At 47.5% G+C, this 19,315-nt stretch carries 17 protein-coding genes; 16 read left to right on the top strand and 1 reads right to left on the bottom strand.

Translation table 11 applies throughout. From position 1 onward, the window contains the following. The first annotated feature begins 77 nt into the window (after window positions 1–77). The 15 genes from MKX40_RS25015 (at window position 78) to MKX40_RS24945 (ending at window position 16,028) form a co-directional block, all read left to right on the top strand. Window positions 78–1,139 carry an LLM class flavin-dependent oxidoreductase gene (locus MKX40_RS25015; protein WP_339237355.1) on the top strand — a complete coding sequence of 354 codons (1,062 nt, stop codon included), beginning with the start codon at window positions 78–80 and terminating at the stop codon, window positions 1,137–1,139. 50 nt (window positions 1,140–1,189) lie between these two features. Next, window positions 1,190–2,416, top strand: a complete 1,227-nt coding sequence (locus MKX40_RS25010; RefSeq protein ID WP_339237353.1) for an amidohydrolase — start codon at window positions 1,190–1,192, stop codon at window positions 2,414–2,416. A 328-nt stretch (window positions 2,417–2,744) separates the two neighbouring features. Then, window positions 2,745–3,605 carry a diaminopimelate epimerase gene (locus tag MKX40_RS25005; RefSeq protein ID WP_339237351.1) on the top strand — a complete coding sequence of 287 codons (861 nt, stop codon included), beginning with the start codon at window positions 2,745–2,747 and terminating at the stop codon, window positions 3,603–3,605. Window positions 3,606–3,648: 43 nt separating this feature from the next. Continuing rightward, complete coding sequence (locus MKX40_RS25000; RefSeq protein ID WP_339237349.1) at window positions 3,649–4,443, top strand: SAM-dependent methyltransferase; 795 nt, start codon at window positions 3,649–3,651, stop codon at window positions 4,441–4,443. A 66-nt stretch (window positions 4,444–4,509) separates the two neighbouring features. Continuing rightward, window positions 4,510–5,811: an opine metallophore biosynthesis dehydrogenase gene (locus MKX40_RS24995; RefSeq protein ID WP_339237346.1), complete on the top strand. Its 1,302-nt coding sequence runs from the start codon at window positions 4,510–4,512 to the stop codon at window positions 5,809–5,811. 215 nt (window positions 5,812–6,026) lie between these two features. Next, window positions 6,027–7,664: a nickel ABC transporter substrate-binding protein gene (gene nikA / locus MKX40_RS24990; protein ID WP_339237343.1), complete on the top strand. Its 1,638-nt coding sequence runs from the start codon at window positions 6,027–6,029 to the stop codon at window positions 7,662–7,664. Between the two features lie 190 nt (window positions 7,665–7,854). Further along, the gene (gene opp1B / locus MKX40_RS24985) at window positions 7,855–8,787 is read left to right on the top strand and encodes a nickel/cobalt ABC transporter permease (protein ID WP_339237340.1); all 933 of its coding nucleotides are present in this window, start codon (window positions 7,855–7,857) and stop codon (window positions 8,785–8,787) included. Further along, window positions 8,787–9,683, top strand: coding sequence for a nickel/cobalt ABC transporter permease (gene opp1C, locus MKX40_RS24980; RefSeq protein WP_339237337.1), 897 nt, complete (start codon window positions 8,787–8,789; stop codon window positions 9,681–9,683). The genes opp1B and opp1C overlap by 1 nt, the downstream gene beginning before the upstream one ends. Beyond that, window positions 9,664–10,473, top strand: a complete 810-nt coding sequence (locus MKX40_RS24975; protein ID WP_339237335.1) for an ABC transporter ATP-binding protein — start codon at window positions 9,664–9,666, stop codon at window positions 10,471–10,473. The genes opp1C and MKX40_RS24975 overlap by 20 nt, the downstream gene beginning before the upstream one ends. Then, window positions 10,474–11,226, top strand: coding sequence for an ABC transporter ATP-binding protein (locus MKX40_RS24970; RefSeq protein ID WP_339237334.1), 753 nt, complete (start codon window positions 10,474–10,476; stop codon window positions 11,224–11,226). A 14-nt stretch (window positions 11,227–11,240) separates the two neighbouring features. Continuing rightward, window positions 11,241–12,434, top strand: a complete 1,194-nt coding sequence (locus MKX40_RS24965) for an MFS transporter (RefSeq protein WP_339237332.1) — start codon at window positions 11,241–11,243, stop codon at window positions 12,432–12,434. Continuing rightward, window positions 12,431–13,696, top strand: a complete 1,266-nt coding sequence (locus tag MKX40_RS24960) for an MFS transporter (RefSeq protein ID WP_339237331.1) — start codon at window positions 12,431–12,433, stop codon at window positions 13,694–13,696. Before MKX40_RS24965 ends, MKX40_RS24960 begins: the two co-directional genes overlap by 4 nt. 336 nt (window positions 13,697–14,032) lie before the next feature. Beyond that, entirely contained in the window at window positions 14,033–15,229 is a 1,197-nt protein-coding gene (locus MKX40_RS24955) for a GTP-binding protein (RefSeq protein WP_339237329.1), read from the top strand. Window positions 15,230–15,310: 81 nt separating this feature from the next. Continuing rightward, window positions 15,311–15,580 carry a 30S ribosomal protein S14 gene (rpsN, locus tag MKX40_RS24950; protein ID WP_036605831.1) on the top strand — a complete coding sequence of 90 codons (270 nt, stop codon included), beginning with the start codon at window positions 15,311–15,313 and terminating at the stop codon, window positions 15,578–15,580. A gap of 112 nt (window positions 15,581–15,692) precedes the next feature. Next, window positions 15,693–16,028, top strand: coding sequence for a DUF3024 domain-containing protein (locus MKX40_RS24945; protein WP_339237327.1), 336 nt, complete (start codon window positions 15,693–15,695; stop codon window positions 16,026–16,028). 116 nt (window positions 16,029–16,144) lie between these two features. On the opposite strand, the gene MKX40_RS24940 is transcribed toward MKX40_RS24945, so the two are convergent. Then, a complete protein-coding gene (locus tag MKX40_RS24940; RefSeq protein WP_339237325.1) occupies window positions 16,145–17,002 on the bottom strand; it encodes an AraC family transcriptional regulator in 858 nt (285 codons plus the stop codon). 175 nt (window positions 17,003–17,177) lie between these two features. Here MKX40_RS24940 and MKX40_RS24935 point away from each other — a divergent pair, with 175 nt between their 5' ends. Further along, complete coding sequence (locus MKX40_RS24935) at window positions 17,178–19,250, top strand: beta-galactosidase (RefSeq protein ID WP_339237323.1); 2,073 nt, start codon at window positions 17,178–17,180, stop codon at window positions 19,248–19,250. Window positions 19,251–19,315: the final 65 nt, after the last annotated feature.

Genomic DNA, 19,315 nt, shown 5'->3' with positions numbered 1-19,315 from the left:
ATAACGTGTAACATCTCTAGTTCAACTTAATAGTGATTCAATATCAGCGGTTCAGCACAATCAAGGAGGAGAAGGATATGAGTATTCGTGTGGGCATTTTGGATCAGACTCCCATCTATGAAGGGGAAACGGCGGTGGATGCTTTTCGGCATACGATTGAGCTGGCACAGCGGGCAGAGCAGCTTGGATTCCATCGGTTCTGGGTATCGGAGCACCATGATTCAGGGCATGTTGCAGGTTCCTCCCCGGAGGTACTCATCTCCCACTTGCTTGCGCATACGAAGCGGATTCGGCTGGGGTCTGGCGGAGTGATGCTCCAGCATTACAGTCCATACAAAGTCGCCGAAAATTTCAATATCCTCGCAGCGCTCGGACCAGGAAGAGTTGACCTGGGAATTGGTCGTGCACCAGGTGGATTACCGCGTTCAACACAGGCGTTACAGGAAGGGATTCAGGGTGCGGCATCACTTCAAGAGAAAATTGTTCAGGTGAAACGATACATCCACAATGAGCCGTTTGAAGATCCATCCCATCCACTTGCAGGTCTCAGCGCTTCGCCTGTGTCCGACATTCCAGCGGAACTGTACGTACTTGGAGCCAGTGTTGATAGTGCAGGCATGGCTGCGGAACTGGGACTCCCATATGTTTTTTCACTGTTCATTAACAGTAATATTGAGGTAGCGCTTGAGGCCATCCGTGTATATCGCGAGCAATTCGATCGTTCTCAGGGAAGGGTGCCTTACGCTGCACTGGCTTTATCCCTGATTGTGGCGGAGAGTGAGGAAGAAGCGGAAGGACTTGCGAGCGAGCATATGCTGGTGAAGATCCATCTGGAGAGTGGAAAGGTGCTGACGGTGGGTTCTGTGGAACAGGCGGAAGAATTCGGACGTCAATCAAACGAGAGCTATCGGATCGAGATTCTGGAGCCAAGTGTGACCCGGGGTACGAAGGAAATCGTAGGTCAGGCACTGCTGAAGTTTCAGCAGGATTTTGCGGTGGAAGAGTTCATTGTGACTACAGCTACACGGGACTTTACCAAGCGAATTCGTTCATTTGAATTGTTGCGTGAAATTCTGGCAGAGCAGGGACTAAGCGAATTTGCACTGGAATCCAAGACACAGGAAGCCGCAATCGGATAGAAGTAGGCAGTTAATATAGCAGAGAATATATACGAATGGGAGGCCATGTGATGAAAAGTGATCTGGAACAGCCCAAGCAGCAGGCTGTAGAGCAAATACAGGGCCCCGAGCATGAGCTTCACGGTGAACGGGAGGAAGCATTCGCGGAACATTTAATCACCATTCGGCGACACCTGCATCGCAACCCGGAATTGTCTGGCGAGGAAAAGGAAACGACGGCAGCCATTCGCAGCTGGCTGGAAGAGGAAGGTGTCCGTATTGCAGACGAATATGTGCTGCGGACAGGGCTTGTCGCTGAAGTAGGCCAAGGAGACGGCCCGGTGATCGCCCTAAGAGCGGATATTGATGCGCTGCCCATTCAGGAAGAGACGAAGCTGGAATTTGCCTCGCAGGTGGCTGGAAAGATGCATGCCTGCGGACATGACGCACACACGGCGATTCTGATTGGTGCTGCACGATTACTGAAACAGCGCGAGTCCACGCTCCCGGGGAAAGTACGCTTGTTGTTCCAGCCATCGGAGGAAAAAGCAACGGGTGCACGGCAAGTGATCCAGAGCGGCGCATTATCCGATGTTCGGGCCGTATTCGGGTTGCATAACAAACCTGATCTTCAGGTGGGTACGGTAGGCATTCGGGAAGGCGCATTGATGGCGGCCGCAGACGGTTTTGTTGTCAAAGTGGAAGGTGTAGGCACCCATGCAGCCGTGCCTGAAGCAGGCATTGATCCGATCGTGGTTGCCGCACATATCGTTACGGCTCTACAGGCGATTGTGAGTCGTAATGTAGGAGCACAGGAGAGCGCCGTCATCAGCGTTACCAAGCTCCACAGCGGTACAGCCTGGAACGTCATTCCAGATGAAGCGATACTCGATGGCACAGTGCGCACCTTTGATGAGAAAGTGCGTGCACGGATTCGCGAGCGTTTCAATCAGGTGGTGACCGGTGTGGCGGCAGCTTATGGCACACGGGCTACGGTTCGCTGGATTCAAGGACCACCTGCCGTGGTCAACGATGAAGCTCTCGCGTTTGCAGCGGAACAAATTGCAAGTGAGATTGGATTAAATCGCGTTAGACCGCTGCCTTCTCCAGCAGGGGAGGACTTCTCTTTTTATCAAAAAGAAGTTCCGGGCCTGTTCCTCTTCTTGGGCACCTCTGGCCCGCATGAGTGGCATCACCCTGGCTTTGATGTGGATGAACGGGCATTGCCGCTGGGAGCACATCTTCTGGCTGCATTAGCTGAGCAAGCACTGCACAATGTGCAAGCACATCAAGAGTGATAGGTACAATGAATTTTGTATCCTATCCAGATCGAAACGGTTCCGTTCTGCGGCAACCGTTTTTTTTGTATTTCTTTTATAGCAAGAGCGGTAGGAACATCAATTCGTTTAATCTTATCAGATGGTATATTTATGCAGGGGTGGCGCAGAAACGTCAGCTCTGTTTGGTTTTTTGCAGGAGGGGAAATGAAGGAACGAATGAGTTGCAGTCTTTTTAAAATGGAAATATTTGTTGACGCTTTCCAAAAGGATGTGCTATATTTTTCTCGACCTTTTAATCGTAATTATTACTATTAAACAAAAAAGAAGAACAGGAGTAGTCGCTGCGATGAAACAGGAGATCGATTTTATCAAGTTCAGTCCCACTCAAAACATGACGATTCTGGTTAAAACGGATCATGCAGCCGAGCAATACAGTCATATTGCTACCCGCCTAATGTCGTATGATAACGTTTACGCCGAGCAAGTGGGATTCATTGAACCAACAAGGAGACCGGAAGCTGTGGCCCGTCTGGAAATGTCCGGCGGCGAGTTCTGTGGCAATGCCTGCATGGCACTTGCAGCACACCACGCATCTGAAGCAGGGCTGGCACAAGAGAAATCTATGGACATCGTGCTGGAAGTTTCCGGAATCGATCAATTGATCATGTGCCATGTGAAGAAGCAGCAGAATGAATATGACTGCCGGGTAACCATGCCGGTTCCAAAGCAGATTGAACAGCGAACCATCCGGTACGAAGGCATCGAGCTGGATATGGTAATCATCCGGTACGCCGAGTTCATCCATATCGTGATTGAAGTGGATGACTTCGACGATCCGATGAAGAAGAGGGCACAGACCCTTGCAAGGTTACTGGGAGTAACCCTGGGAGATAAGCTGATCGGTATCTTGTTATATCAATCGCACTCGCAAGAAATGGCTCCTCTCATCTATGTTCCAGAGCTGGATAGTCTGATCTGGGAGAGAGGGTGTGGTTCGGGTACGGCCTCCGTGGGTGCCTATCTCGCATGGAGCCAGCAGAGGCAGATTACGCAGTACATCAAGCAGCCTGGTGGTGCGATCAAAGTGATGGTCCAGTGGAATGCCGCGGAACTTGAGAGTATTACGATTGAGGGATCTGTTGGCATTGTCGCACAAGGCAAAGCCTTCATAGATGCTCCAGCAGAATGGAGCGTTGTAAACGCATGAGGTACATGATAGATGATCGAGACAACATATAGGGGGAAAAGAAATGATCACATTGGTCCATTTTCAGACATGTTTGAGTGAGTTTGCAGAGAAATTCGATAAGCTCGCGAGCAAGTACGATCATACGATTCAGCATAGTGCAGAGCTGGAGGCTGTGATCAATGACTACTCCCTCTTTGTGACCGATTCGGAGAATAAGGCAGCTTGGGAACAGTTGGGGCATTCGGAGTTGGAAGAACTGGATTCGCTTATATGGCAGTTAAGAAATAAATCCGCCCAGTGTGTGGCGATCATGGAGAAATATCGTGCATTGAAGTTAGAGAACGGGGATGTACAGATTGCCGATTATTTCAGAAACATCGAAGAGTGTATCGATAAAGAATTCGGCAGCTTCCAGGTTACCTCCGATTCCAAAGTATTGCTGGTAGGCTCCGGTTCCTTCCCCATGACACCATTACTCATCGCCAAGCGAACAGGTGCACAGGTTGTCGGGATCGATATTGATGAAGAATCCATTACACTCGGGCAGAAGGTGGTAAAGACGCTGGGCGCAGGTTTGAAGATTCATCTGGAGTCAACCTTGCTGGAAAATCTGGAGTATACCAAGGAAGCAACACATATCATTTTCAGCTCTACCGTGGCCCCTAAATATGATCTGCTTGATCAACTGCATGCCCTGACAAATGCACAGGTGGTTGTAGCCATGAGATATGGTGACCAGTTAAAGTCCTTATTTAATTATCCGATGAGAGCGACGGACAGTACCAAGTGGAAGCTGATAGACCATATCCTGCGCCCGGATGATGTGTTCGATATTGCGTTGTACCAGAAAGCATAGAATGCAAGTGCGTCTCAAGTACGTCCAAATGGATTCCAGGTTGAACTTTGAATATAGGAGGTTATTATGAGCAATCTTCAGCGAATTCTGATATTTGGAACCGGCCCTGCATCCATTCAGCTTGCGGTAACATTCAAAGATTATCTCAACTGCTGCATTGGTATTGCGGGGAGACCATCGGTTCGTTCAGCGTCCGTATTCGCAGCCCTTGAACAGAGCAATGGGCGTGTTGAGGTCAGCATTCAAAATGAGAAACATCAACCGCTTGCAGGTGAATGTTTCGTTGATCATGTGTTCAAGGGATATGACACCATTCAGGGTGAGTGGGACACGCTCATTTTGGCTGTAACTACGGATGCTTATATTGATGTATTGGAACAAATGAGTGAACAATTCATCAAACAACTGAAATGTATCGTTTTGGTCTCTCCGACGTTTGGGTCGAATCGATTAGTGACCCATTATATGAGAGAGCGTAATACAGTGCCTGAAGTGATCAGTTTCTCGACCTACCTCGGAGATACCCGTTGGATGCACGAACATCCGTCTAATCATGTCATGACAACGGGGGTCAAGAAAAAGGTCTATATCGGTTCCAATCAATACCCGTCTGAACAGGTTAACAAGCTATGCCAAGCTTATGAGCGTTTGGGTATTGCGTTGGAAGTCATGACTTCCCCACTGGAGGCGGAAACGAGAAATATCTCGTTGTATGTGCATCCGCCCTTGTTCATGAACGACTTCTCATTAAAGGCCATCTTTGAAGCATCGGATATTCAGAAATATGTATACAAGATGTATCCCGAAGGTCCGATTACTCAAGTTTTGATACGGGATATGCGGGCACAGTGGCAGGAGATTATGAATATAACGGACCGACTCCATATCCAGGGAGTGAACCTGCTTCAATTCATGACGGATGACAACTATCCGGTTCGATTAGAGAGTATATCACGCCAGGATATCGAGAATTTCAATCAGCTGCAGGTCATTCATCAAGAGTATTTATTATACATACGGTACACCTCATTATTGATTGATCCATTCTCGGAACCCGATTCGGAAGGCAAATATTTTGACTTTTCAGCAGTCCCATTCCGTCAAACGTTCATGAACCGCGAAGGGGAACTGGACATCCCCCGTATGCCCAATGAAGATTACTACCGCATCAAAATCATTCAGGGCATAGCCAGACACCTGGATGTGAGCTGTCCAACCATGGATCATTTTATCGCCACATACGAGGCGAAGATTCAGGAAGTTGCCCGTACGAAAACAGATCAACGTTTATCCGATGCCTTTGTGATCCAATCCTTTGAAGAGGATATCCGCATGATCTGCACCGGACTTGTAAGTAGTAGGGTCTAGTTACATTTAAATAATGCAAATTAAATTTTGTTTTACACAGTAACGGAGGGGGCAGAAAAAACCTGAAGAAGCGGAGCGTTCGCATTTATCCCCGGATTTTCTCTTTGGAAAAGAGATCAAAAAATCTGGGGATAACGGCGATCGGAAGGTTGTTCTGACCACGTAGTGGTCTTGTGTAATGTTTGAATTTTATTTGCTCATCGGGAGGAAATGTTGTGAAAAAGGGTCTTACTTTTACATCTATATTATTGCTGGTATCTGCCATTACGGTGCTGGCAGGATGCGCTCAGAGCACAAAAGAGAAAGAGAGCGCCCAAACGGAGCCTGCCCATAGCCAGGTACAAACGGAACTTATCTATGCTTCTGCCAAAGATATTAATGACATGAATCCCCATCTATACACAGGTTCCATGCCTGCCCAAGGGATGGTATATGAGTCACTGGTGGAAAACACCCCTGATGGAATCAAGCCATTGCTGGCAGAATCATGGGATATCTCCGAGGATGGCAAGATCTATACCTTTCATCTGCGACAAGATGTGAAATTCCATGATGGAGAGCCGTTCAACGCAGAGGCGGTTAAACAAAATATCGATGCAGTACAGGCCAACGCTGAAAAACATGCCTGGATCAAGCTGTCTACCAAAATCACGAATGTGAAGGTTATCGATGAGCATACGGTGGAGCTCACACTTTCGGAACCCTATTATCCGGCACTGGTGGAATTGTCCATGACAAGACCTTACGTCTTCTTATCCCCCAAGGATTTCAAGGATGGCGGAACCAAAGACGGAGTAAGTGGTTTCCATGGTACAGGACCTTACAAGCTTACTGCTCATAAAGTCGAAGAGAACGCCACGTTTGAAGCCAATGAAGACTATTGGGGTGGTGCACCTGCAATTAAGAAGATCACATCCAAGGTTCTTCCGGCAGGGGAAACAACATTTCTGGCATTGCAAAAAGGAGAGATTAACTTTGTGTTCACCGATGACCGGGGAGCAGATAGTATCGATGTCGAGGCCATGGACCAATTAGCTGAATCTGGTGATTATCAAGTGGTTCGAAGTGAAGCGATGAACACCAATATGATCGTAGCCAACAGCAGTCGCCAGAATAGTCCGGTTCAGGAAACGGCAGTGCGGGAAGCGCTATGGGTTGCCATTGATCGGGAAACGATCAGTAAAGATATTTTCAACGGAACGCAGACTGTAGCGGATACGCTATTTTCGGCCAATGTCAATTACGCCAAGGTAGACCTTAAGAAACGGGAGTATGATCCGGAATTGGCTAAAAAGCTTCTGGACCAAGCTGGTTGGGCATTGGCAGATGGTGAAGTTGTGAGAACGAAGAACGGTCAGCCTTTAGCCATGAAATTATATTATGACAGCAATTCGTCTTCACAGAAAATACAGGCCGAATTGATCCAGTATTCCATGAAAGAATTGGGAATTCAGCTTGAAATCTTGGGCGAAGAGTCCACTTCCATTGCGAATCGGAGAGCCACCGGGGAATATGACCTGCTCTTTAATCAAACCTGGGGACTGGCCTATGATCCACAGAGTACCATTGCTGCATTTACGTCAGATTCAGCATACAAGCATACGACAAGCGGAATTGCCGAAGCGGATGAATTGTACAAGAAAATCGATGCGGTCATGATCTCCACGGATGAGGACTCCCGCCAATCCCTGTATGCTGACATTATGAAGATCGTCCATGATGAAGCGGTGTTCATTCCGATTACCAACGGGCGTGTCACTGTTGTCGCTCCCGAGAATCTTGATGGAATCTCATTCAAGCAGACCCAATATGAACTACCATTTGAACAAATGAATTTTAAATATATAAATTGAACTAAACATTTACACAAAACGGAGAGGACAGAAAGAGCCTGAAGAAGCGGAGCGTTCGCCTTTATCCCCGGATTTTCCCTATTTAAAGGAATCAAAAAAATCTGGGGATAACAGCGATCGGAAGGTTGTTCTGTCATCGGAGTGTAGTGTAAATATTGTTTAGTTCAATTTAAATAGAGCGGAGATGGATATGGGAAGTTATATCGTCAAAAGGATTCTGTTAACCATCCCTTTACTGATTATCATTTCATTTATAACGTTTGTTCTGATTAATCTATCTCCCTTGGACCCGGCGGTTGTTGTCTTACAGGCACAGGAAGTTCCGCAGATTACAGAGGAATTAATTGACCAGACCAACCAGGCATTGGGGTTCGATCAGCCGTTCATGATCCAGTATGTGAACTGGATCATGGCTGTTGTGCAGTTGGACTTTGGCAACTCTTATGTATCAGGTGAACCCGTGTGGTCATTGATGGGGCCTGCTTTTATGAACACATTGAAGTTAACACTTGTCTCATCGGTATTCATTATTGCGCTGTCCATTCTGCTGGGTGTGATCTGTGCGATGAGAGAAGGCAAGCTGCTGGATCGATCGGTCAGAGGTGTATCATTTTTCCTTACCGCCATGCCATCTTACTGGCTTGCAGCCATGATGATCTGGTATTTTTCCGTCAAGCTGGACCTGTTACCTACCAGTGGCATGGACTCGTATCGAAGCTACATTCTACCGGTGATTGTAATCACGGTGAGTTATACGGGCATTTACTTCCGAACGGTTCGAAGTTCCATGTTGAGCAATATGAATGAGGACTATGTGTTATATGCACGGGCAAGTGGTCTGAGCGAGAAGAAAGTTACCCTGCATATTCTGAGAAATTCATTACAGGTGGCCGTGTCCATCTTTTGTATGGCGATCCCGATCGTGCTGGGCAGTACGGTAGTCATCGAAAATGTGTTTTCCTGGCCGGGGCTAGGGAGACTCAGCGTGAAATCCATTTTAAGCAGGGATTTTCCGATTATTCAGGCGTATGTTCTGATGTTGGCTGTCACCTTTGTCTTGTTTAACACGTTATCCGACATCTTGAATGCGGCGATGAATCCCCGATTGAGAAAGGAATTCTGATGCGTATACTGATAAATCTGAGTAAAGACAAGCTGGCCATGACCTCTTTGGTGGTGATTATCGCAACGCTTATGGCGGGAATTCTCGCCCCTCTTATTGCGCCGCATGATCCTGGACAAGTGAATATGAAGCTTCGTTATGCCTCCTCGTCCTGGGAGTATCTACTAGGCAATGATCATCTGGGCAGATGTGTATTATCCCGGCTTATCTATGGCATCCGTCCAAGTGTGTTATGGGTTCTGGTTGCACTTAGTCTGTCTGTTCTGATCGGGGCCATTGTTGGATTCGTCGCGGGTTACTTCAAGGGAAAAGTGGATGCATGGATCATGAGAGTCTGTGATATTATGCTGTCTTTTCCCGGATACGTGATGACACTGGCGGTGGTTGGCATTTTGGGTGCAGGACTGGAGAACATTTTGATTGCTTTTGTGTGCATGAAATGGGCCTGGTTTGCCCGCGTTATTCGCACATCTGTGATGCAATTCTCCGATATGGATTATGTGAAATTCGCCAAAGCCTCCGGCACACCTAATCTGAGAATTATAACCAAACATATTGTTCCGGTTACCTTTGCCGATATTGCCGTCATTGCGAGTGGCTCCATGTGTTCAATGATGTTGCAGATCTCCGGCCTTTCCTTTCTGGGGCTTGGCATTCAAGCTCCGCATGCGGAGTGGGGGATGATGCTCAATGAGGCGAGGGAAGTCATGTTCTCCAGACCTGAATTGATGTTGGCACCGGGCCTGGCCATTGTAGTGGTGGTGTCTGCTTTTAATTTTCTATCGGATGCCCTTCAAGTGGCTCTGGACCCCAAATTGATGACCTCTCAAGGTAAGTCTGACAAGTCTTACGAAAGTGAGGTGAGAAAGGCCGCTTATGAATATAGTCGAGGTTGAGCATCTGAAAGTATGGGACATCAACACAGACAAAGTGATCATTCATAACAGTTCATTCGAAGTTAAACAGGGAAGCTGTATGGCCATCGTGGGGGAAAGTGGTAGCGGCAAGTCCGTCACGTGCAGGGCCATCATGCGACTGAACAAGCCGTGGATTCGCCAATCGGGCACGATCTTATTTCAGGGCGAAGACCTGAACCAGCTTTCGGAACCGGAGATGCGGCGTAAGCGGGGCAAGCATCTGTGTATGATTTTGCAGAATGGCATGAGTGCTTTTGATCCCTCCTGTGTCATTGGTGTGCATATCAGGGAGACACTTCAGCAGCATTTTGGCTGGAACACCCGCGAGATTGAGCGGAAAATCATCCATGCCATGGAAAGCGTCATGCTCAGACATCCGCGCGAGATTCTGAATCAATATCCACATCAGCTGTCCGGTGGGATGCTGCAGCGAATCATGATTGCACTGGCATTGGTGCTTGAGCCCGATTTGATTATTGCGGATGAACCGACAACGGCGCTGGATACGATCTCCCAATATGAAGTGGTGGAACAATTGATTCAATTACGCGAACGCGTGGGCTGTTCCATGATGTTCATCTCCCATGATCTCGGCGTCGTGCAGAAGATTGCAGATGACGTGATGGTCATGAAAGACGGCAAGATCGTCGAGCGTGGCAGCATGCATTCTGTTTTGACACAGCCTAAGCATGCCTATACGCAGTATCTGGTCTCTACCCGGCTTGAGCTGAGCAATCATTTTAAGGCGTTGATGCAGGGGGACTCATAGATGCTAAAGGTGGAAGGTATCGAAAAATCATATAACCAGGGCGGACTGTTCTCCAAGCACCAACAACAAGTGTTGAAACAGGTTACCTTTGAATGCCAGCATGGCGAATGTCTGGGCATCATCGGTGAAAGCGGAAGCGGCAAATCCACATTGGGCCGTCTGATTCTCGGCATTGAACGGCCGGATCGTGGAATGATCTCGCTGGATGGTAAAGACGTACAGGATCGACGTGCACGGATGGGTAACATCAGCGCCGTTTTTCAAAATTATACGTCTTCCATCAATCCATTTCTTACCGTGGAAGCTGCCATTATGGAACCCATGCAAGCGCAGCAAAAGCTGCGGAAGGATCAGGGCAACTCGGCGAAGGTCGATCTGCTGCTGAACCAAGTTGGATTGGACTCCTCCTATAGATCCAAATATCCGCACGAACTGTCCGGCGGGGAGGCACAGAGAGTGTGTATAGCCAGGGCCATCTCCACCGCCCCCAAATGCATTGTGTTGGATGAAGCGATCAGCTCACTGGACGTGTCTGTCCAGATTCAGGTGCTGCAATTGTTGAAAGAGCTTAAGGAAATCTACAAGCTAAGCTATGTCTTTATCACGCATGATATACAGGCGGCAGCCTATATCTGTGACAGGGTGATCATTTTCAGAGAGGGACAGGTTGTAGAGATCGTTCCAATCAAGCAACTCAAAGACGTACAGTCCGACTATGCGAAGAGATTATTGAATCATTTAATACCATTTTAGGGGGAATACCCATTGTGAGTGGAGCGATGTCTTGGCCTTTTTTGCGCTTGTACATATTGGTTCTTCTTTATTTCAGTGCCAATGCCATTCTTAACGTGATCATCCCATTGCAAGGGGAGTTCTTGGGCGCGAGCGGTACAATGATCGGACTGATCATGGGCGCTTATATGTTCACAACCATGTTTTTCAGACCATGGGCAGGTCGGATGATTCAAAAGTACGGACCGATCAAAATATTGCGTCTGATTCTGATTATCAATGGATTTGCGCTGATTTTATATCCCTTTACGGGACTCGGCGGTTATTTGGTTGCTCGTATTTTGCAAGGAGTTTCCACAGCGTTCTTCTCCATGGCTTTGCAGATTGGCATTATTGATGCCCTTCCGGAGAAAGATCGCTCTCAGGGGATTTCATATTATTCACTCTTCAGTTATATTCCGGGAATCGTGGGGCCTGTTATCGCGTTAGGAATCTGGCAGGCGGGAGGCATGGATTATTTTACAGTGGTTCTGATCGGCATTGCCGTCTGTACTGGCGTCTTCGGGTACACCGCCAAAATGGAACCAAACAAGGAGCAACCTGCTGAGAATCTTTCGGAGCAGAACGTCAGTATGTGGGAATCCTTTGGTCAGTTGGTGAAGAATCCGTTTCTGTTTCGATGCAGTGTGTTAATGCTCGCCGCTTCCGTTGTATTTGGTGCGATTACCACCTTTATTCCGCTGTATGCGAGTCAAGTACCAAATGGGAATGCGGGTGTGTATCTGATGCTTCAGGCTGGGACGGTGGTGCTGGCTCGAATCATGCTTAGGAAAAGGATTCCGTCTGATGGCAGTTGGCATTCTCCTTTCATGATGGGCACCATGTGTTTGCTCGTCGTAGCTGCGCAATGTGTCAGTTATGCCGTGACAGGAGGCGTAGTCTTTTTCTATGTGGGGGCTGTATTCATGGGAATTGCTCAGGCGATCCTGTATCCAACACTTACGACCTATTTGTCTTTTGTGTTGCCTAAGCTGAATCGGAACGTCCTGATCGGGTTATTTATCGCGATGGCGGATCTGGGTATTTCTCTGGGTGGTGTGATTATGGGACCCGTTGCTGACTTCTCTTCCTATTCATTTATGTACAGGATGTGTGCTATCCTAGGAGCGGTAATGATCGTTTTTGCCTATGAACGGCGTAGACCCGTGACAGGTACATCTGTGAGTTGACTGCCAGAAGAGAAAGTGGTGACGAACGTTTGAAGTCTTCGATGACGGCAACATCCAATGGAAAATTAAATCCGGTATCCTTTTCGTTTATCCGGTTTTATATGCTGGCCTTTTTGTTTTTTGCGGCGAATTCGGCTTTGACGATTATTCTGCCTTTGCGAAGTGAAGCCGCCGGATTGAATCAGGCTGAGATCGGTCTGATGATGGGGGCATATATGTTCACCTGTATGCTCTTGAGACCTTTCGCAGCACAGCTGCTGGGTAAGCATGGCCCACTTCGTGTGATGCAATGGTTATTGCTTTTGCATGCCGGAACGCTGCTGTTATTTGTTGTTTTTGGTGTGGAGACGTATCTGTGGCTGCGGGCCTTGCAAGGGGTGGCTACGGCCTTTTTCTCCATGACGATGCAGGCAGGCATTGTGGAAAAGCTGGAGGACAAAGACCGGGCACAAGGGCTGTCCATGTACACCCTGTTTACGATGGTTCCTTCTCTGGTCATTCCGATCCTTGCCATACAAATCTGGGAAAATGCCAGTGATCTGGCGTTTACGCTGCTAATGATCGGACTGGCTGCTCTGCCACTTCTGATTGGATATAATGTGGATCTGCCACGGAGTACCGTGCAGAACAAATCGTATACCTTGGGTGACATGTTTCGTTCATTCGGCGGCATTTGGCGCAGTACACCACTGCTGATCAGCAGTGTAGTGATGTTATTTGCGTCCTGCGTTTTTGGGGCAACAGCGACCTTTCTTCCCTTGTATATGGTATCCACCGGAATGGCAAGTGCAGGCGTGTTTCTGACGATTCAGGGATTGGTTGTCATTCTGTGCAGGTTTATTTTGCGTAAAAAAATTCCGTCTGACGGCAGCTGGAATACCTGGCTTATGGCAGGGCTGATGCTGTGTGCAGCAATGGGAACCCAGCTGCTCAGTCTCATGGAGACCATCGGGCCACTGGTGTATCTTTCTGCTGTATTTAGCGGTTTTGCTCTGGCATTGTTGTACCCGACATTAACCACATACTTGTCTTTTGTGCTGCCTGCGGATTCCAGATATGTACTCATGGGCATCTTCATGTCCTCGTATGACCTCGGATTCTCTCTGGGTGGACTGGCAATGGGGCTTATTGTGCAGGTGAGTTCATATTCGACTATGTTCATGATCTGTACGTTGCTGTCTATTGCAGCGATGGTTCTGGTGCTGGTGTTCAGGCAACGGATGGAAGCGGGCAATAAGGCTAGATCTGTGGCAGCAAGCTGAATAGTAAAGTAAAGGCTCATGAACTGAATTTTCCGGCACGTATCATCAGGATACAAGCGGCAGGAGACAGATCATGGGTCTTTTTTATATCTTAAAATTTATAAGTTTTCAAAGGATCTGAACAGTTCAATTATCTTAAGAAAAACTTCAACTGAAGACGGTCTACCTTCTCTGAAAGTACGTCGATAGATGTTTCTCATATCCATTTTCCTGGAGTATTTCGTAAAAATAGTTTGACAACGACTGTGCAACAGGATTATAGTCAATGTTGTTAATCGTAATAATTACTATTAAAGTCTGCATTACGCAGACTGCACATATAAGGAGTAGATTTCTATGACACAAAAGCAAATTCCGGTAACCGTACTAAGTGGTTACCTCGGTTCAGGGAAAACAACCGTTTTAAATCACGTGTTGAACAACAGACAAGGGCTTAAGGTTGCCGTAATCGTCAACGACATGAGTGAGGTGAATATCGATGCTGCGCTGGTTAAGGGGGAGGCAAGCTTGTCTCGAACCGAAGAGAAGCTGGTGGAGTTATCGAACGGTTGTATCTGCTGCACCTTGCGGGATGATCTGATGCAGGAGATTGAGAAGCTGGTGAATGAAGGCAAGTATGATTATATTTTGATCGAATCCACTGGTATCAGTGAACCTGTACCTGTCGCACAGACCTTTACATATGCGGATGAGGAGTCGGGCATTGACCTGACTAGCCTGGCCAGACTGGACTGTCTGGTAACTGTGGTGGATGCCAATCGATTCTGGCATGATTTTGGATCAGGACAGAGTCTTCTGGATCGTAATCAGGCGACCGGAGATGAGGACACCCGTGACGTCGTAGACTTGTTGATTGATCAGATCGAAACCTGTGATGTACTGCTGCTGAACAAATGTGATCTGGTCGATGACACCGAGCTGAACAAGCTGGAAGGCATCATCCGCAAGCTACAGCCTAATGCCAAAATCATTCGCACTGAGAATGGACAGGTGAATCCGTCTGAGATTCTGAATACAGGCCTTTTTGATTTTGAAAAGGTGAGCATGTCCGCTGGATGGATTCAGGAGCTGGAGAAGGAGTCGCATACACCGGAAACGGAGGAATATGGCATTGCTTCCTTCGTTTATCGCCGCAGAAAGCCATTCCACCCTTCCCGTCTGGCTGAATTCATGAGTTACTGGCCGGAAGAAGTGGTACGTGCCAAAGGCTTGGTATGGCTTGCCGCCCAAGGAGATGTTGCTGCAAGCCTGAGTCAGGCAGGACCATCCATTCAATTTGGTCCTGCGGGACATTGGGTCGCGGCTTTGCCGGAAGCAGACAAAGAAGAAATTTTGCGTAACGAGCCGGATGTGCTGGAGAAATGGGATGCCCAGTGGGGAGATCGCCAGACGGAGCTTGTCATGATTGGAATCGACATGGAACGTGCCAGTATTGAAGATGAGCTGGACCAATGCCTGCTCAGTGATGAAGAAATGCTGGCCGACTGGGGCCATTTTGATAATCCCCTACCATGGTCTGTGGAAGCTGTATAAGTCGGAAGATGATGTTCTGTATTTGGAGTAGAGCGGTATCACCATGTAAACTAAATTCAAGGGATAAAGGAGCTGGATTTCATGGCTAAAAAATCAAAAGTGGTACGTGAGAAGCAACGCCAAGCGATCGTGGCGAAATATGCGGATCTGCGCCGGGAATTGAAGGAAAAAGGGGATTACGAAGCCTTGCAGAAATTGCCGCGTAATGCATCTCCGACCAGACTGAAGAACCGTTGCGAAGTGACGGGCCGCCCGCGGGGTTATCTACGCAAGTTCAAGGTGTCTCGAATCAAGTTCAGAGAACTGGCCCATCAAGGACAGATTCCAGGTGTAACTAAATCCAGCTGGTAAAATGATCAAGGGATGTGGCTGACCCTCTTTGCATGAAGGCAGATTGTTGTGTGTTTGGCTACATGCGGTGTGTAGAGCAGGGTGTTATTTTGCTGAAAGGGTGTGCATCTTCATGTTGGACTTGTTTACGTTACGAAGAATTCAGTCCGTAATGAACGGATATATTCATGAGAAGGTACCTGCGCCACTGCGTACGATGGTGAAGTTGACATATGAGATGAATGACAATGAACTGATCCTGACCGAAGAAAGACCCGCCGAGGAACGGTATCAATGGGATAAGATGCACATTGCCCGATTCTACTGGGAAGAAAATCAGTGGAAAGTGTATGCCAGAGATGAACAAAGCAGCTGGAACCCGGTAGATATTATTACACCTTGTTCTGATTTTGAGGATATGCTTGAACAGGTGGAACGGGATGAGGCTGGACTGTTCTGGCGTGAGTAAGGGCGACGATGACGAGGATACGAATGAGCACTTATGAAAAATGAGCGAAGAAGACTCTGTATGTTGTATGCAGTGTCTTCTTTTGCGTCAGCTTGATTAAGAAATATGTGCCGTGCCTATAACGAATGATTGTGCATCATGCGAAATTGCAGGGGTGTTACGTTTTCCTGGGTTCTGAAACATCGGATGAAGTAGCTTGATTGTGAGAATCCCGTTTCCAGCGTAATTTGTTTAATGGAAAGGTTGGTTGTCGCGAGCAGCTGCTTTGCATGGAGTAATCTGGATTCCATGAGGAATTCCGGGAAGGAGATGCCAAACGTCTGACTGAACTTACGGCTAAAGTACGTTGTGCTGTATCCGGCAATTCCCGCTACATGTTCAAGCGTGATGTGCTCGTTACTATGGGAACGAATATAATTCCCAGCTTCACGAATTCGCTCTGAAGTGTGATTAAGCGAAACATTGATTCGGCTCGCCGCAGATTGCAATCGGGTCAGAAGCTCATACAGCGTAGCTGCCATGCTGTGCTCGTCTTCCACTTGATAACCTCTTCCGAGCCCCATTAATCGATCCATGAGCGCGGTAACCACCGGGAAGTTGGAACATTGAAACAGCCATGGCTCGTCAACGCCTTTTCCATTTAACAATTCTTCGAGACGAACGCCGTAGAAGTGAATCCAACGAATACTCCAAGGATCATCCGAATCGGAGTAGTAGGTTTGTCTGAGACCGGGGCCATAGAGGAATCCCTGCCCTTGCATTAACTCATATCGTGTGGTTCCGGTGTCAAGGAATCCTTTGCCGCTGAGTACAAGGTGCAGGTTGTAACATTGATCCAAGTTAATTTCAGTAGTGCCATATTCTCGATGCACACGATGCTTCGGAAAGTCACTGTACCCTCCAATAAAATCGGGAAAGCATACATGTCTGGGGAAAATCGGCTTGGGGAGAAAGATGTGTTCTTTCACGTGCATCCTCCATTTGAACGCAATATTTTTATGTAATCAATGCAAATAGATTCAGCCAACTGTGATTTGAATCTATAGTAATGACAATATTTTATTATAAGTCGCATAATCTTGTCATTTATTATAAGTGAAGGTTCCAATAGAATGGAGGCAATATGGCAGGTTAAGGGGGCAAATGAAGATGGCAAAGTCTATACATATGGATGAATTGAAAATGGGGGTCTGTTATTACCCTGAGCATTGGTCGGAAGCGTTGTGGGAGGACGATTTCCGCAGAATGCGAGAGATGAATATTACTGTTATTCGGATGGCTGAATTCGCATGGTCCATCTTTGAACCGGAAGAAGACCAGTTTAATTTTAGTTTTTTCCAGAAGGCAATGGATCTGGCACATCAATATGGTTTGAGCGTTATTTTAGGAACACCAACTGCAACTCCACCAGCGTGGTTAACCTCAAAATACCCTGAAGTATTAAATGCGAATAAAGACGGCGTATTGTATCAACACGGCATGCGACGCCATACCAACTACAGCAGCCCCATCTACAGACAGCAATGTGAAAAAATCGTGCGTAATATGGTGATTGCCTATAAAGATCATCCGGCTCTCATTGGCTGGCAGATCGATAACGAATTCAATTGCCATATGGATGTGTTCTACGCTGAGGCAGATCATGTCGCTTTCCGTGAATGGCTTAAGGATCGTTATGAATCATTAGAGAATCTGAACCAGGCTTGGGGAACCGTTTTCTGGAGTCAGACCTATACCGACTGGGAGCAAGTCCACCTTACCCAAAATATGGTCAGTACATCGCCAAATCCTCATTTGGCATTGGATGAAAAGAGATTCATCTCAGCCAATACTATTTCATTTGCCAAGGTTCAGGTGGACATTATTCGGGAACTGGACCCGAAACATTGGATCACCACAAACGGTACGTTTGGGCACTTGGATAATCATGAAATGACAGAGGACTTATTGGATTTCTTCTCCTATGATTCGTATCCACAGTTTGCCACGATCTTCCCGGGGACAGACGACAATTCGTTACAGGACCGGGCCTGGAGCATGAAACTGTCCAATGTACGCAATATGTCACCGAACTTTTGCGTCATGGAACAGCAGTCTGGGCCAGGAGGCTGGGTAGATAGTATAGGCATGGGCACACCAAGACCGGGGCAGATCCGATTATGGTCATATCAATCTGTTCTCCACGGAACAGATCTACTTGTCTACTTCCGCTGGCGGACGGCAACATTTGGCACCGAGATGTACTGGCATGGCATCAATGATTACCATAATCAACCCAACAGAAGGGTACGCGAGGTTGCGCAAGTAGGCGAAGAGTTTGCCAAGATCGGGCGCGTTATTGCGGGCACTACTTATCAAGCCAATGTTGCGATCCTGCAGGATTACGATAACATCTGGGACGGAGAATTGGATGAGTGGCACGGTCCGCTTCAGCAACAGAGTGTACGCTCCTGGTATAAGCAGCTCCAGTATCGTCATATTCCGACGGATCTGGTGACCCTGCAATCCACGACAACACTGGAGGCGTTAACCGAATATAAGGTGATCATCTATGCTCACCCGGCCATCATGACAGACGAGACAGCAGAACTTCTGCAAGCCTATGTCAGTCAAGGGGGCACCCTGTTTTTCGGTGCACGCACCGGTTATAAGGATCTCAAGGGACATTGTTATATGAGACCGTTCCCAGGGGCTGTCGCTGAGTTGTGTGGTGTAACCGTAGAGGACTTCACATTAATCAAAGGAACTGTGTCTGCAGCTGATTTGCAATGGACTGGGGAGAGTGAGCGACTTCAGGAAGGAACACCCACCGCGGGATTTAACGAAGTTCTTCATGTGGAGCATCCCGACGTACAGGTCGTGGCCGAGTATGCATCCGAATATTATGCAGGTAGTCCTGCATTGACCAAACGTACGGTGGGTCAGGGGCAGGTATGGTATTATGGTGCGGCTTACAATGAACCGGTCGTCGATGCTCTTCTGGATGAAATCGGGCTAGTCTCGCCTGTGGATGATCTGGTAGAGGTGCCGTCCGAAGTTGAGCTTGGGATCCGTTCCGGTAAGGATAAAGCTTATGTATTTTTACTCAACTACTCGGATCACCAAGTGGCCATCCAGCTTAAAAAGCAAGCCAAAGAGTTGCTGTCGGGTACAACACTTCAGGATGAGATCAGCATGCCTGCGTATGGTGTGTTCATTTTAGAGATTGATCTTCCATATTAATCCATACATTCATCCATATCATGACTTATATATACAAAGAAATACCAAAAACGCCTTGCATCCAT

The organism is Paenibacillus sp. FSL R5-0517 (assembly GCF_037974355.1).
Classification (GTDB): Bacteria; Bacillota; Bacilli; order Paenibacillales; family Paenibacillaceae; genus Paenibacillus.
Note: the sequence above shows the minus strand (reverse complement) of the source record. Positions and strands in the feature narration are given on the sequence as shown.

What these genes read in the sequence shown, in the direction of transcription:
- MKX40_RS25015 (WP_339237355.1), top strand. Translation starts at nt 78, where the DNA reads ATGAGTATTCGTGTGGGCATTTTGGATCAGACTCCCATCTATGAAGGG.
- MKX40_RS25010 (WP_339237353.1), top strand. Translation starts at nt 1,190, where the DNA reads ATGAAAAGTGATCTGGAACAGCCCAAGCAGCAGGCTGTAGAGCAAATA.
- MKX40_RS25005 (WP_339237351.1), top strand. Translation starts at nt 2,745, where the DNA reads ATGAAACAGGAGATCGATTTTATCAAGTTCAGTCCCACTCAAAACATG.
- MKX40_RS25000 (WP_339237349.1), top strand. Translation starts at nt 3,649, where the DNA reads ATGATCACATTGGTCCATTTTCAGACATGTTTGAGTGAGTTTGCAGAG.
- MKX40_RS24995 (WP_339237346.1), top strand. Translation starts at nt 4,510, where the DNA reads ATGAGCAATCTTCAGCGAATTCTGATATTTGGAACCGGCCCTGCATCC.
- opp1B (WP_339237340.1), top strand. Translation starts at nt 7,855, where the DNA reads ATGGGAAGTTATATCGTCAAAAGGATTCTGTTAACCATCCCTTTACTG.
- opp1C (WP_339237337.1), top strand. Translation starts at nt 8,787, where the DNA reads ATGCGTATACTGATAAATCTGAGTAAAGACAAGCTGGCCATGACCTCT.
- MKX40_RS24975 (WP_339237335.1), top strand. Translation starts at nt 9,664, where the DNA reads ATGAATATAGTCGAGGTTGAGCATCTGAAAGTATGGGACATCAACACA.
- MKX40_RS24970 (WP_339237334.1), top strand. Translation starts at nt 10,474, where the DNA reads ATGCTAAAGGTGGAAGGTATCGAAAAATCATATAACCAGGGCGGACTG.
- MKX40_RS24955 (WP_339237329.1), top strand. Translation starts at nt 14,033, where the DNA reads ATGACACAAAAGCAAATTCCGGTAACCGTACTAAGTGGTTACCTCGGT.
- rpsN (WP_036605831.1), top strand. Translation starts at nt 15,311, where the DNA reads ATGGCTAAAAAATCAAAAGTGGTACGTGAGAAGCAACGCCAAGCGATC.
- MKX40_RS24945 (WP_339237327.1), top strand. Translation starts at nt 15,693, where the DNA reads ATGTTGGACTTGTTTACGTTACGAAGAATTCAGTCCGTAATGAACGGA.
- MKX40_RS24940 (WP_339237325.1), bottom strand. Translation starts at nt 17,002, where the DNA reads ATGCACGTGAAAGAACACATCTTTCTCCCCAAGCCGATTTTCCCCAGA.
- MKX40_RS24935 (WP_339237323.1), top strand. Translation starts at nt 17,178, where the DNA reads ATGGCAAAGTCTATACATATGGATGAATTGAAAATGGGGGTCTGTTAT.